This is a genomic window from Mycobacterium hippophais, from assembly GCF_027529605.1.
Lineage (GTDB): Bacteria > Actinomycetota > Actinomycetes > Mycobacteriales > Mycobacteriaceae > Mycobacterium > Mycobacterium arseniciresistens.
The window spans coordinates 13,612-27,274 of record NZ_JAPZPY010000003.1 but is presented as its reverse complement, the minus strand read 5'-3'; the positions used below and the strand labels follow the sequence as shown (position 1 = coordinate 27,274).

The following is a 13,663-nucleotide window of genomic DNA, read 5'->3' as shown; positions in this document are numbered from 1 at the left end:
CACGTCGCGTGTCAGACTAACGCTCACCGGCGCTTTTCGAGTGGTGTCTTCCAGGGTGCCTCAGGACGGCAGCGAGACGTCCTGCACGGGGTTCTGCGGGGACGGAAGCGTCGACGACACCAGCTGGTACAGCGGCGAGGTCCAGACGTAGTCGCCGGCCGTCGACGTGGCGTAGCTGGTGTGAACAGCCACCGCGAGCGGGTTCATGGTGTCCTCGGCCTCGGGGTCGTAGTCGCACACCGCGTCGCCGAGGTCGCACACGCTGATCGTCCGGCTGCCGACAGCGGGAGACAGCGGTGCGGGCGCATGCGCCAGGATCGGCCAGTCCTGCGCGACGCCCTTGCCGGCGCCGGGCACGGACGATACCGAGCCGAGGTTGCGCGTCGGGTCGGCGGGCAGCCGGTCGCCGTCGGCGATCAGCAGCGACGCGGCGAGGTTCGGGCTGGCGGCCAGCGCGTGCAGGTTGCGGTGCACCACCATCGCGCCCTGCGAGTAGCCGGCGAGCACCACCTTGGTGGTCGGGCACTGCTGCACGAACGCCGCGTATTGGCTGCCCAGCGCCGCGGAGCCCTCGTCGACACTGTCGATGAAGCCGGACCAGTCCAGGATCCCGCCGTCCTCGGGGACCTCCGTCGCCGGGTACACGACGGCCTCGGCCGTCATGGTGCGGCCGTCCTGCTGTAGCTGGCGATCCAGGTCGAGCATGGACCGGTAGACCACACGTCCCATGCCCTCGTTCATGGTGACCTCGGCACCGCGCTCACCGGAGCCGGCGGCACCCATCCAGTGCACATCCGGGCATGCGGGTTGCGCCTGGGCCGCACCGGCCATGCCGATCACGGCGGCGCCCCCGAGAGCGGTGGCACCGACCAGCGAAGCTAAACGACGAAACACGAGACCCCGACCCTTTCCGGCCGTCGCGCGGCCACTGCGAGATATATCGCCGGACGGCCGGACGTGTTACAGGTGGGACGGCACCACTCGGAGTGTCAGAACGGGAAGCGTGGCGGCGGGATGCTGCGCAGGAAGTCGAGGTTCGGCGGCGGCGGCATCTGCGGCGGCGGAATGCTCTGCAGGAAGTCCAGGTTCGGCGGGGGGATCTTCGTCACGTCGAGGTTCGGCGGCGGGATGTTCCGCAGGAAGTCGAGGTTGGGCGGCGGGACGTTGCGCATGAAGTCCAGATTCGGCGGCGGCAGCGTGGAGAGGTCGAGGGCTGGCAGGGAATTCGGCATGCCAGGCCCCGTGGTGAGGGCCGGGAGCAGGAGTGCGCCGAGGGCGGCCTCCGGCGTCTGGGGACCGCCGGGCCAATTGCCGTTGCCGTTGGCGATGATCATGGCGCTCAGGATGTCGACCACGCCGTTGCCGACCCAGCCCGCAGTGCCGGTGACCGCGCCGACGACGGTGTCGACCGTGCGCTGCGCGTCGACTCCCGCCGGTACCTGCGCCGGCGACCAGAAGTTCTCCGGCCGGACGGGCGTGAAGTCGAAATTCGGACGCGGGGCCGGCTCGGGACGCGGGGCGGCGGCGGGGCGCGGGGCGGCCGAGGTGGGCTTCGTCGCGGGCCGGATGGGCGAGAACATCGGGTTGCGCGCAGCGGCAGTGGAATTCGCGGCCGGTGCGAGGGCGCTCGAGGGTTCGGGAGCCGGAACCGCCTGAGGCGCGGCTGGGGCGGGAGTGGCGGCAACCGGACGCGCGGCCACCGGTTGAGCGGTCACCCGGGGTGCCGACGCGACCGAAGCGGGACCCGGATCCTTCGCCGCCGCGCTGTCGGCAGGCTGCTGGTCGACCACCCAGATCAGCGCGCCGACCGCCGCGACGGCGATCGCCGTCGAGACGCCCGCGACGATCCGCGACGGGGTCAACTGCTGCCGGACCCGGCCGGTGAGCGGCGTCGCCTGCCGGATCGGCTCGGTTGCCTCGTCGTCCATCTGCTACCTCGACTCGTTGCGATCGGTCGTGCCCTGGGGTCGCGTGGGACGACACCGCACTCGGCAACGTATCACCGCCGAGGTCCGGGTGGACACCTCCATTTCCTTGAATCTGCAAATTCCTCGGCGCGTCCGCACCTCACTTGACCCGCACCGGCGAATACAGCAAAAGCAAAGCGGCTTCCGATCGTCAGTAGGCGAACTACTTGATGATCTTGGTGACCCGGCCGGCGCCGACGGTGCGGCCACCCTCACGGATCGCGAAGCGCAGGCCGTCGTCCATGGCGACCGGCTGGATCAGCTTGACGCTGATGTCGGTGTTGTCACCGGGCATCACCATCTCAGTGCCCTCGGGCAGGGTCACCACACCGGTCACGTCCGTGGTCCGGAAGTAGAACTGCGGACGGTAGTTGTTGAAGAACGGCGTGTGCCGGCCGCCCTCGTCCTTGGACAGGATGTAGACCTGGCCCTCGAAGTCGGTGTGCGGCGTGGTGGTGCCGGGCTTCACGACGACCTGGCCGCGCTCGACGTCCTCGCGCTTGATGCCACGCAGCAGCAGGCCGACGTTGTCACCGGCCTGACCCTGGTCGAGCAGCTTGCGGAACATCTCCACACCGGTGACCGTGGTCTTGGTGGTGGTCGTCTTGATGCCGACGATCTCCACTTCCTCGTTCACGTTGACCACGCCGCGCTCCACACGACCGGTGACCACGGTGCCGCGGCCGGTGATCGTGAAGACGTCCTCGACGGGCATCAGGAACGGCTTCTCGGTCTCGCGGACCGGGTCCGGGATGGACTCGTCGACGGCCGCCATCAGCTCGACGATCGACTCGACCCACTTCTCGTCGCCCTCGAGCGCCTTGAGCGCCGAGACGCGCACGACCGGGGCGTCCTCGTCGAAGTCCTGTGCGGCCAGCAGCTCGCGGACCTCCATCTCGACGAGCTCGATGAGCTCCTCGTCGTCGACGGCGTCGGCCTTGTTCAGGGCGACCAGGATGTAGGGCACGCCGACCTGGCGGGCCAGCAGCACGTGCTCACGCGTCTGCGGCATCGGACCGTCGGTCGCGGCGACCACGAGGATCGCGCCGTCCATCTGGGCGGCACCGGTGATCATGTTCTTGATGTAGTCCGCGTGGCCGGGAGCGTCCACGTGCGCGTAGTGGCGCTTCTCGGTCTGGTACTCCACGTGGGAGATGTTGATCGTGATACCGCGCTGCCGCTCTTCAGGCGCATTGTCGATCTGGTCGAATGCGCGCGACTCGTTCAAATCGGGATACTTGTCGTGCAGAACCTTGGTGATTGCTGCAGTAAGCGTCGTCTTGCCGTGGTCAACGTGACCGATGGTCCCGATGTTGACGTGCGGCTTCGTCCGCTCGAACTTCGCCTTCGCCACTTCTGTGTCCTCCTGGACTTGTTGGTGCTTTGGTTAAAGCAGGTTGGTTTCTTCAGTTGTGATCCGCGAAGACCGACAGGTCAGACTACTGACCCGTCGCCTTCGCGATGATCTCCTTCGACACGTTCGCCGGAACCTCGGCGTACGAGTCGAACACCATGGAGTAGTTCGCCCGGCCCTGGGTCTTCGACCGCAGGTCGCCGACATAGCCGAACATCTCCGACAGCGGTACTTGCGCCTTCACGACGCGCGCACCGGAGCGCTCCTCCATGGCCTGGATCTGACCACGGCGGGAGTTCAGGTCGCCGATCACCTCACCCATGTAGTCCTCGGGTGTGGTCACCTCGACCGCCATGATCGGCTCGAGAATCGTCGGCTGTGCAGCCTGGGCCGCCTTCTTGAGCACCTGCGAGCCGGCGACCTTGAAGGCCATTTCCGACGAGTCGACCTCGTGGTAGGCGCCGTCGAGCAGCGTCACCTTCAGGTTGACCAGCGGGTAGCCGGCCAGCACGCCGTACTGCATGGCGTCCTGGGCGCCCGCGTCCACCGACGGGATGTACTCGCGGGGGATGCGGCCGCCGGTGACCTTGTTCTCGAACTCGTAGGTGGCACCGTCCTCGCCGGTGAACGGTTCGATGGAGATGAGCACCTTCGCGAACTGGCCGGAGCCACCCGTCTGCTTCTTGTGGGTGAACTCGACCTTGTCGACCGCGCGCTTGATGGTCTCCTTGTAGGCGACCTGCGGCTTGCCGACGTTCGCCTCGACCTTGAACTCGCGCTTCATGCGGTCGACCAGGATGTCGAGGTGCAGCTCGCCCATGCCGCCGATGACGGTCTGGCCGGTCTCCTGATCCAGGTGCACCTTGAAGGTCGGATCCTCCTCGGCCAGCTTCTGGATCGCGGTGCCCAGCTTCTCCTGGTCGCTCTTGGTCTTGGGCTCGATGGCCACCTCGATCACCGGATCGGGGAAGGTCATCGACTCGAGCACGACCTGGTGATTCGCATCGCTCAGGGTGTCACCGGTGGTGGTGTCCTTGAGTCCGATCACGGCGTAGATGTGACCGGCAGACGCCGTCTCGACCGGGTTCTCCTTGTTGGAGTGCATCTGGAACAGCTTGCCCAGCCGCTCCTTTTTGCCCTTGGTCGCGTTGATGACCTGCGAACCGGAGTCGACCTTGCCCGAGTACACCCGGACGTAGGTCAGCTTGCCGAAGAACGGGTGCGTGGCGACCTTGAAGGCCAGCCCGGAGAACGGCTCCTCGGTGGACGGCTTGCGGACGATCTCCTCGTCCTCCTTGCCGGGCGCGTGGCCGACGGCAGGCGGGACGTCCAGCGGCGACGGCAGGTAATCGATCACCGCGTCGAGCATGGGCTGCACACCCTTGTTCTTGAACGCGCTGCCGCACAGCACCAGGTAGGCCTGCGAGCTGATGGTCAGCTTGCGCAGTGCACCCTTGACCTCGTCGATGGACAGTTCCTCGCCACCGAAGTACTTCTCGAGCAGCGCCTCGTCGGTCTCGGCGACGGCCTCGAGCAGCTTGGTGCGGTACTCGTCGGCCCGCTCCTGGAGTTCGGCCGGGATGTCGATGGTCTCGTAGGTCTCACCGAGCTTGGTCTCGCCCCGCCACACCTTGGCGTTCATCTCGACCAGGTCGACGACGCCCTCGAAGTCACCCTCGGAGCCGATCGGGATCTGGATCGGGATCACGTTGGCGCCGAGGCGGTCCTCCATGGTCTTGACGGAGAAGTAGAAGTCCGCGCCGATCTTGTCCATCTTGTTGACGAAGCAGATGCGGGGAACGTCGTACTTGTCGGCCTGGCGCCAGACCTGCTCGGACTGGGGCTCCACGCCCTCCTTGCCGTCGAACACGGCCACGGCACCGTCGAGCACACGCAGGCTGCGCTCCACCTCGACGGTGAAGTCGACGTGCCCGGGGGTGTCGATGATGTTGATCTGGTTGTCTTTCCAGAAGCAGGTGGTGGCCGCGGAGGTGATGGTGATCCCCCGCTCCTGCTCCTGCTCCATCCAGTCCATGGTGGCGGCGCCGTCGTGCACCTCACCGATCTTGTAGCTGATACCGGTGTAGTAGAGGATGCGCTCGGTCGTCGTCGTCTTACCGGCGTCGATGTGCGCCATGATGCCGATGTTGCGGACCTTGGTCAGGTCGGTCAACACGTCCTTCTGTGCCACAGAAGTCTTCTCTTTCGCTTGCGTGGTGGGTGTCTGTTCAGTGCGCCGGACCGCATCGCTGCCGCCCGGGGGCGGCTCCGGAGTGCCGCCGGCGCGTTAGGTCACCAGCGGTAGTGCGCGAAGGCCCGGTTCGCCTCGGCCATCTTGTGGGTGTCTTCCCGTCGCTTGACGGCGGCACCCAGGCCGTTGCTGGCGTCGAGGATCTCGTTCGCCAGGCGCTCGACCATCGTCTTCTCACGACGCTGCTTGGAGAAGCTGACCAGCCAGCGCAGCGCCAGCGTGACCGACCGCTCCGGCCGGACCTCGACGGGCACCTGGTAGGTGGCGCCACCGACGCGACGGCTGCGGACCTCGAGTGCGGGCTTGACGTTGTCCATCGCCCGCTTGAGGGTGACCACTGGATCGGTGCCGGTCTTGTCGCGGGCCTGTTCGAGCGCACCATAAACAATGCGTTCTGCCAGCGATTTCTTCCCGTCCAGCAGCACCTTGTTGACCAACTGGGTGACCAGCTGCGACCCGTAGACCGGGTCGTTGACCAACGGACGCTTGGGCGCGGGTCCCTTGCGTGGCATCAGCTCTTCTCCTTCTTGGCGCCGTAACGGCTGCGGGCCTGCTTGCGGTTCTTCACGCCCTGGGTGTCGAGCGAGCCGCGGATGATCTTGTAACGCACACCCGGAAGGTCCTTCACACGACCGCCGCGCACCAGCACCATCGAGTGCTCCTGCAGGTTGTGGCCCTCGCCGGGGATGTAGGCGGTGACCTCGACCGCGCTGGTCAGCTTGACGCGCGCGACCTTCCGAAGCGCCGAGTTCGGCTTCTTCGGGGTGGTCGTGTACACGCGGGTGCACACGCCGCGGCGCTGCGGGCTGCCTTTGAGGGCCGCGGTCTTGACCTTGGCGATCTTGTCGCGGCGACCCTTGCGGACCAGCTGGTTGATGGTTGGCATGTACCGGCTTCCTGTGTTCGTTCTCGGTTCGATCTCAGTGCTTCGTTTTCAAGTCTCTGTACTGCAGTTTCGCCACGTTCGCCTACCCCGCGACCGGGCGTGTCGCACGCGCTCGCACCGGAGGGATTCCGATGCGTGTTAGACATGCGAATTGGCCCGGCGTGCGGGCATGCGAACACCGCATGCGCCTCTATGGGCCAGGCACGGTCTCCCACGATACCAGGGTGGCCCGCGCCGAACCAAAACGTGTCCGGAGCCCCCGCATCAGGCGGATCTCCGCGAACGCCGCGGCCTTACCGCAGGTCAGCGCCCACCCCGGAGCGGAGCTCCATTCCGGAGGCCAGCCGCAGCACCATGTCGGTGAACACGGTGTCGGTGTCGATGCCGCGCATGACGCCCGTCATCTCCAACAGTACGAAGCCGTGCATCGCCGACCAGAACTCCAGTGCGGCGTAGAACGCGTCCTCGCCTTCGAGGCCGTAGGACGCCAGCACCTCGATCACCGGGGCGGCGGCCGCCCTGGTCGCCTCGGTGAACTCCGGGTCGTCGCCGCCGAGCGGCATCCGGGTGAAGGCGGAGTACCGACCGGGGTGGTGGTGGGCGTAGCTGCGGTAGGCGCTCGCCATCGCCATCACGGCGTCGTCGCGGGTGCGGCCCTGACCGACGGTGTTGAGCATGTCGATGATGTCGCCGACCACCCGCATCCGGACCGTGCGCCGCAGGTCGTCGAGGCTGTGCACGTGGTTGTACAGCGACGGCCCCTTGGTGCCGAGCTGGTTAGCGAGGGCGTTGATGGTCAGTGAGTCCCAGCCGTCGCGGTCCAGGAATGTCAGCGCCGCGTTGACGATGGCGTCGCGGCTCAGCCGCGCGGCGCGGGCCGGCGGGCGCGATCGGCCGCCCGCCGATTGCGGTTCCGGCCGACCTGCCATCTGTTTCAATCCCCTCCGACTCGCATGCGGCCCCGCAAAAGGGGGCAGCGCGAAACTAACACCTCTAGTTCGACTGGTCAGTTGACTCGCTGCTGGCTGAGCTCGGCGAGTCGCTCGGTGATCTCGCACAGGTCGGGCAGCGTGGCCGGGTTCATGGTCTGGATCGACCAGGTGATGACGTCCCTGCCCTTGGCCACGTAGATGCTGCAGGCGTTGTCGTCGGCGGCCCGGAAGCCCTTGTTGCCGTCGAGCGTCAACTCGGTCAGGGTGCGGCCGGCGCGCTGTTCGAGGGTGCGCTCGGTGTCCATGTCGCTGCCCCGGTACCACCAGGTGGAGATGCCCATCCCGACGCCGAAGGTGCCGATCACCGAGTTCTCCTGCCAGAAGCAGCCGGCATCGCCCTCGACCACCTTGGTGAACAGCGACGCCCCGGTCGCCTCGGTGACGTCGGCGTCGGTGATGCCGTTGCACGCACCGCCGCGGAAGCCGCCGTCGGTGGAGGTCGGCGACGCGGCGGGCGGGTCGGCCTGCTCGGCGTCACCGCAGCCGGTCAGTACCGCGGCGGCCAGCACCGCGACCGCGGCCGGCGCGGCCCACACCTTAAAGATCGTGTTCATGATCGGCGTCTCACATGTCCGACGACAGCGTGGCGGTGAGGAGTTTCTGGGCGTCCGCGCAGGGATCGCCGTCGGCCTGGTCTCGAAGCTGCACCCACCAGCTCAGCACACCGGTGCCCGCGGCCGCGGTCGCCGAACAGGCCGCGCCGGTGGTGTCGCGTCGCGCGAGGAAGGCCTGGTGCCGCTCCACCAGTACGTCGGTGATGTCGGCATCGCGCTGTTCGGCCACCTGGCGCTCGCGGTCCAGCGTGCCGGTCTCGAACCACGAGTACGTGACGTCGAGCATCGCCGAGCCGCGGGACAGTACGTACTGGCACACCGCGCCGCTGTAGGGCCGCGTCACGTTCTCGGCGCCGAGCGTCTCCTGGATCGAGGTGTCCAACAGCAGCCCACAGCGGTCCTCGACGTAGCCGTAGCTGCGGTCGGGGTCCGGGACGCCGGGCATGGCCCGCTCGGCGCTGCCGGTCACGGTCTGCGCGCAGCCGGCGGCAACGGTCATCGCGGTGACCGCCGCAGCCGTCGCCGCCACAACAGGATTGACACGCCGTCGCATCGCACCAACACGCTACCCAGCGTGGTCGCCGTACGCGACCCGGGCGAGCGGCGCTGCACTCCGCGGCGCCGCCCCGAAGCGGCGAAGCACTGCCGCGAACCACAGCGGGCGACGTACGCTTCCCCCATCGGGGTTCGGACAGCGGTGGGTGAAGCGAAGGGGACGGGCGTGGGAGCAGTCGCGGTGGGCCGGGTTCTGGCGTCATGCCTCGTCGTGATCCCGCTCGCGGTCGCGGCCGGTGGCGGCGTCGCACAGGCCAAGAACGGCGACACCCATATCAACGGGATAGGCGTCGAACGGACACTGGACTGCAACGACTCGACGCTGCACGTGATGGGCAGCGGCCACAAGATCACCGCGCTGGGCAGCTGCTGGGCGGTGACCGTGCAGGGTTCGGGCAACATCGTCGTCGCCGACAACGTCGTCAACGACATCACCGTCTACGGCTGGGACCAGACCGTCTTCTTCAAGAATGGCGAGCCCGTGCTGTGGGACCGCGGGCGCGAGCTGGGGATGACCAACCGCCTCAGCCGCGTGCCGGCCTGATAATTCTCATCACCTCTCGACGGGAGAAGCGAGGAATCATGCGCGCGTATTTCACCGGGCCCGCGGTGGCCACCGTCGCCGTGGCGGCAGCACTCGGACTGGCCGGCTGCGGTTCGGAGAGCTCGGACACCACCACACCGACGGCGACGGCAGGCAGTTCGGGCGCACAGGTCGAGATCGGCAACACCATCAACTACGGCTCGATCGGCAACACCGCCGACGTCGACTGCGCTGACGGGAAGTCACTCAACGTCGGCGGCTCGAACAACACGCTGACGGTGAAGGGCACCTGCTCGAACGTCAACATCGGCGGCACCGACAACACGATCAACTTCGAGCGGGTCGATAAGGAGATCAGCGTCGTCGGGCTGAACAACACGATCACCTACAAGGACGGCGAGCCGAAGATCAACGACACCGGGTCGAACAACAAGATCGACAAGGGCTGACCTCGCGGCGGTCGCTCAGGCGCCTGCGCCGTGGCGGCCGGCGCCGGCGGCGAACCGGCCCGCGCCCTCGAGCGCCTCGTGCTTCACCCGGGAGATGCTGGCGAATTCGTAATCCATTGCGGCGGTTTCTGATTCGCCCCACTGGTGCAGCGCCGAAAGCCGGTCCGAGCGCATGCACTGCTGTGGCAGCGCGGCCAGTTCGGCGGCCAGTTCCTCAGCCCGCCTGCGCCCCTCGCCCTTCGGCACCACCCGGTTGGCGAGGCCGATCGCGTACGCCTCGTCGGCGGTCACGGCACGCCCCGTCAGGATGAGGTCCATCGCCCGGCTGTGGCCGATAAGCCGGGGCAACCGGACGGTGCCGCCGTCGATCAGGGGCACTCCCCAGCGTCGGCAGAAGACGCCCATCACGGCGTCCTGCTCCACCACCCGCAGGTCGCACCACAGCGCGAGTTCGAGCCCACCCGCGACGGCGTGACCGCTGATCGCCGCGATCACCGGCTTGCTCAACTCCATCCGCGTCGGCCCCATCGGCCCTGGTCCGGTGCGGTGCACGGGGTTGGCGTCCGGGGTGCCGAAGGCCTTGAGATCCGCTCCCGCGCAGAACGTTCCGTTGTCGCCACACAGCACTGCCACAGAGGCCGACTCGTCGCGGTCGAATTCGTCGAAGGCCGTGAACAGCGCCTCGGCGGTGGGCCTGTTGACCGCGTTGCGCGCCGCGGGCCGGTCGATGATGACGGTGGTGACCGGGCCGTCGCGCTCCACCCGTACCGGTGCTGTCATGGCTTCTCCTCAGTTCGGCGTTGCTTCGGTCACTGCGACGTCACCCCGGCGTCGTCACGGCGCGCGGCGAGTTCGGCGGCGAATTCTCGGTAGGCCACCCGCAGCGCGGCCCCCGGCCATCCGGCGGGCAGCAGTTCCGCGGGCAGCACCGGATCGGTGAGCAGATGCCGCACGATCGCGGCGGCCGCCAGGAAGCGCGCGGGAACATCTGCGGCCGCGCCGATCTCGTCGACCAGCCGGCGCCCGGTCGCCGACCAGGCGGGCAGGTCCCACAGCAGCGCGGCCAGGGCGCCGGGGTCGTCGTCGTGGGCACGCAGCACGCGGGTGCGTTCCCCGACCTCGGCGGGCAGGTCCACGTCGAGGTTGTCGGGACGCAGCCACACGCCTTCGCGTAGTTCGCCGAACCGGTTGTCGTGCAGGGTGCTGCGCAGCGCGGCGCGGGTCCGCGCGTCGGTGCCGACGCTCGTCACCACCAAGGTGGTCCACGCGCCGTCCCAGGGTCGCAACCGCGGATCGATCGCGGCGTCCTGGCGGCGCTGGCGGGCCAGCAGCCGGTCCGACAGCCGGTAGCCGTCCTCGGATCGCACCAGGTCGCCCGCGGTGACCATCCGGGTGAGCGCGACCCGCACGGTGGGCTCGCGGATGTCGAAATCGCCGGTCAGCCAGACGAGTTCGGCCGCGGTCGCCCAGGCCGGGTGGGCGCCCAGCAGCACGCTGAGCACCACGGACCGGGCAGTCATCCGTGACAGGCCGTCCGGCACGGTCACACCCCGGAGGCCTTGCGGCCGTGATCGCCGAACGGTTCGTCGCGGTGCCGGACCGCCTCGCGGAATCCGTTGTCGCGGGCGTCGGCGACGAACGCGTGCCCCTCGGGAGTGTGCCGGGCGATCCCGTCGAACACCGTGCTGACCATCCTGCTGGTGGCGATCCCCTGCTGCAGCAGGGCGCTGTTCATCGCGAGCTTGACCATGATGAGCTGGTTGACCGGCACCGCGGCGATCCGCTCGACGAGCCGTTCGGTGCGCTCGTCGAGATCCTGCGGGTCGGGCGCCTCCACGGCGAGGCCCCACTCGGCCGCCTGCGCGCCGGTGATGCAGTCCCCGGTCAGCAGAAGGCGTTTGGCGCGCTGGTCGCCGAGGCGATGGGCCCACATCCCGGCGGCGGGTACACCCCACACCCGGGTGGGCGGGTAGCCGATCTTCGCGTCGGATGCGGCGATCACCTGATCGGCGTGCAGCGCGATGTCGGTGCCGCCCGCCACGCAGTAGCCGTGGATCTTCACCACGGTCGGCTTGTCGCAGTGCAGCAGGCTGGCGAAGCCACGGACGAAGCGGCTCATCATCTGGTAGTCGACCATCGGGTCCCACGGCTGGTCCGGCAGGTGGTTGACGGCCTGCGTCCTGCCCGAGAGCACCGTGTCGCGGTACGGGCTGCCGCCGCCGGCCGACGACGAGCCCTCGGCGTAGGCGCTGAGATCGAAACCGGCGCAGAACCCTTCGCCGCGACCGGACACCAGGATCACGTGCACCGCGGGGTCGAGGTCAGCTCGCTCGACGAGGGCGGAGAGTTCGAGCGGGGTGTCCGCGACGATCGCGTTGCCCTTCTCCGGCCGGTTGAAGGTGATGCGTGCGACGCGTCCGGTCACCTCGTAGGTCATGGTCTTGAGGTCGTCGAAGTCGACGGGCCTGATCGCGTGCGTCATGCCTTGACCATCGCACGCTCGAGGATCGGCGCGAGATCCAGTCCGGTGGGCAACGTGCCGAAGGCGCCACCCCACTGCCCGCCGAGCCTGCTGGCCAGGAACGCCTCCGCCACGGCCGGATGGCCGTGACGCACCAGCAGTGCGCCCTGCAGCGCCAGCGCGATGTCCTCGGTGACCTTGCGGCCGCGGTACTGGATGCTCTCGAGATCGCCCAGGTCACGCTGCAGCGCGGCGACGTGCCGGTCCAGGCGTGGGTCGTGGCCGGCGGTGCGGGCGAGCTCGTCGAGCAGCACCTCGACGCTTTCGGGCCGGGTTGCCATGGCGCGCAACGTGTCCAGCGCGCTGACGTTGCCCGAGCCCTCCCAGATGCCCATCAGGGGAGCCTCACGGTAGAGCCGCGGCATACCGGATTCCTCGACGTAGCCGTTGCCGCCGAGGCACTCCATCGCCTCCGCGGCGTGCGGCGTCGCGCGCTTGCACACCCAGTACTTGGCGGCGGCCAGACCGATGCGCCGCAGCAGCGTCTCGCGTTGGTCACCGCGCACCGCGTGATCGGTGGCACCGGCCATGCGCATGGCCAGCATGGTGGCGGCCTCGGCCTCGACGGCCAGGTCGGCGAGCACGTTGCGCATCAGCGGCTGGTCGATCAGGTACGCGCCGAACGCCTTCCGGTGCTGGGCGTGGTGGATGGCGCGGGTCAGGCCGGTGCGCATGCTGGTGGCGCTGCCCAGGGTGCAGTCCAGCCGCGTCAGGTTGACCATCTCGATGATGGTCGGCACGCCGCGGCCTTCCTCGCCGACCAGCCAGGCGGTCGCACCGTCGTATTCGACCTCGCTCGACGCATTGGCGTGGTTGCCGAGCTTGTCCTTGAGCCGCTGCAGGAACATCCGGTTGCGCGTGCCGTCGGGCAGGATCCGCGGCAGGAAGAAGCACGACAATCCGTTGGGAGCCTGCGCGAGCACCAGAAACACGTCGCACATCGGCGCCGAGGTGAACCACTTGTGGCCGCGCAGCGAGTAGGTGCCGTCACCGTTGGGCGTCGCCTCGGTGGTGCCGGCACGCACGTCGGAGCCGCCCTGCTTCTCGGTCATCGACATGCCGGCGGTGATGCCGGCCTTGGCGGTCGGCAGTGTCAGCTCGGGGTCGTAGACCCTGCTGGTCAGCAGCGGCTCGTAGATAGCGGCCAGTTCGGGGTTGAACCGCAGTGCGGGCACCACCGCGTAGGTCATCGAGATCGGGCAGATGTGGCCGGGTTCGGGCGTCCACACCGAGGTCTTCGCCGCACGCACGACGTGCGCGCCGGGGCGGTCGTCGGCCCAGGGCGCGGCGTGCAGGCCGTGGCCCACCGCGACGGTCATCAACTCGTGGTACGCCGGGTCGTACTCGACCTCGTCGACACGGTGGCCGTACCGGTCGTGGGTGTGCAGCACCGGACGGTTCCGGTCGGCCAGTTCGCCCCAGCGCTGCGCCCGGGCGGTGCCCGAGAGCGCGCCGAGTTCGTTCACCTCGTCGACGCCCCACTCCCCGCCCTCGCGGATCAAGGCCTCCTGGAGCACCGGCGCGCCCGCGGGATTGTGGTCGAGCAGTGGTGGCACCTGATTGGTGACGACGTGCGTATCTGCCATGCCC

General features: G+C 68.5%; 15 protein-coding genes. 2 read left to right on the top strand and 13 right to left on the bottom strand.

All coding sequences use genetic code 11. From position 1 onward, the window contains the following. Nucleotides 1-60: 60 nt before the first annotated feature. From O6P37_RS08640 to O6P37_RS08600, 9 genes are all read right to left on the bottom strand, one after another. Nucleotides 61-831 (bottom strand): cutinase family protein, encoded by a 771-nt coding sequence (locus O6P37_RS08640; protein WP_269893685.1) that lies wholly within the window; start codon nucleotides 829-831, stop codon nucleotides 61-63. A gap of 158 nt (nucleotides 832-989) precedes the next feature. After that, nucleotides 990-1,928, bottom strand: coding sequence for a hypothetical protein (locus O6P37_RS08635; protein ID WP_269893684.1), 939 nt, complete (start codon nucleotides 1,926-1,928; stop codon nucleotides 990-992). Nucleotides 1,929-2,130: 202 nt separating this feature from the next. Beyond that, entirely contained in the window at nucleotides 2,131-3,321 is a 1,191-nt protein-coding gene (gene tuf / locus O6P37_RS08630) for an elongation factor Tu (RefSeq protein ID WP_264011645.1), read from the bottom strand. 85 nt (nucleotides 3,322-3,406) lie between these two features. Continuing rightward, nucleotides 3,407-5,512: an elongation factor G gene (gene fusA, locus O6P37_RS08625; RefSeq protein ID WP_269893683.1), complete on the bottom strand. Its 2,106-nt coding sequence runs from the start codon at nucleotides 5,510-5,512 to the stop codon at nucleotides 3,407-3,409. Nucleotides 5,513-5,613: 101 nt separating this feature from the next. Continuing rightward, nucleotides 5,614-6,084, bottom strand: coding sequence for a 30S ribosomal protein S7 (gene rpsG, locus O6P37_RS08620; RefSeq protein ID WP_077077601.1), 471 nt, complete (start codon nucleotides 6,082-6,084; stop codon nucleotides 5,614-5,616). Then, the gene (gene rpsL / locus O6P37_RS08615) at nucleotides 6,084-6,458 is read right to left on the bottom strand and encodes a 30S ribosomal protein S12 (RefSeq protein WP_135126427.1); all 375 of its coding nucleotides are present in this window, start codon (nucleotides 6,456-6,458) and stop codon (nucleotides 6,084-6,086) included. The genes rpsG and rpsL overlap by 1 nt, the downstream gene beginning before the upstream one ends. A gap of 293 nt (nucleotides 6,459-6,751) precedes the next feature. After that, nucleotides 6,752-7,387 carry a TetR/AcrR family transcriptional regulator gene (locus O6P37_RS08610; RefSeq protein WP_264011647.1) on the bottom strand — a complete coding sequence of 212 codons (636 nt, stop codon included), beginning with the start codon at nucleotides 7,385-7,387 and terminating at the stop codon, nucleotides 6,752-6,754. A 77-nt stretch (nucleotides 7,388-7,464) separates the two neighbouring features. After that, the gene (locus O6P37_RS08605; RefSeq protein ID WP_269893682.1) at nucleotides 7,465-8,004 is read right to left on the bottom strand and encodes a DUF3558 domain-containing protein; all 540 of its coding nucleotides are present in this window, start codon (nucleotides 8,002-8,004) and stop codon (nucleotides 7,465-7,467) included. A 10-nt stretch (nucleotides 8,005-8,014) separates the two neighbouring features. Beyond that, complete coding sequence (locus tag O6P37_RS08600) at nucleotides 8,015-8,557, bottom strand: DUF3558 domain-containing protein (protein WP_269893681.1); 543 nt, start codon at nucleotides 8,555-8,557, stop codon at nucleotides 8,015-8,017. A 168-nt stretch (nucleotides 8,558-8,725) separates the two neighbouring features. Between O6P37_RS08600 and O6P37_RS08595 the strand changes: the two genes are divergently transcribed. Continuing rightward, nucleotides 8,726-9,103 (top strand): DUF3060 domain-containing protein, encoded by a 378-nt coding sequence (locus O6P37_RS08595; RefSeq protein ID WP_269893680.1) that lies wholly within the window; start codon nucleotides 8,726-8,728, stop codon nucleotides 9,101-9,103. Nucleotides 9,104-9,141: 38 nt separating this feature from the next. Next, a complete protein-coding gene (locus O6P37_RS08590) occupies nucleotides 9,142-9,552 on the top strand; it encodes a DUF3060 domain-containing protein (RefSeq protein WP_264011651.1) in 411 nt (136 codons plus the stop codon). Between the two features lie 15 nt (nucleotides 9,553-9,567). On the opposite strand, the gene O6P37_RS08585 is transcribed toward O6P37_RS08590, so the two are convergent. Genes O6P37_RS08585 through O6P37_RS08570 form a run of 4 tightly spaced genes read right to left on the bottom strand, consistent with a single transcriptional unit; the run spans nucleotide 9,568 to nucleotide 13,659 of the window. After that, nucleotides 9,568-10,332 carry a crotonase/enoyl-CoA hydratase family protein gene (locus O6P37_RS08585; protein ID WP_269893679.1) on the bottom strand — a complete coding sequence of 255 codons (765 nt, stop codon included), beginning with the start codon at nucleotides 10,330-10,332 and terminating at the stop codon, nucleotides 9,568-9,570. Between the two features lie 29 nt (nucleotides 10,333-10,361). Next, entirely contained in the window at nucleotides 10,362-11,072 is a 711-nt protein-coding gene (locus O6P37_RS08580; protein WP_269893678.1) for a PaaX family transcriptional regulator C-terminal domain-containing protein, read from the bottom strand. A 23-nt stretch (nucleotides 11,073-11,095) separates the two neighbouring features. After that, nucleotides 11,096-12,034, bottom strand: coding sequence for a crotonase/enoyl-CoA hydratase family protein (locus O6P37_RS08575; protein ID WP_269893677.1), 939 nt, complete (start codon nucleotides 12,032-12,034; stop codon nucleotides 11,096-11,098). After that, nucleotides 12,031-13,659 (bottom strand): acyl-CoA dehydrogenase family protein, encoded by a 1,629-nt coding sequence (locus O6P37_RS08570; protein WP_269893676.1) that lies wholly within the window; start codon nucleotides 13,657-13,659, stop codon nucleotides 12,031-12,033. Before O6P37_RS08570 ends, O6P37_RS08575 begins: the two co-directional genes overlap by 4 nt. Between the last annotated feature and the right edge of the window lie 4 nt (nucleotides 13,660-13,663).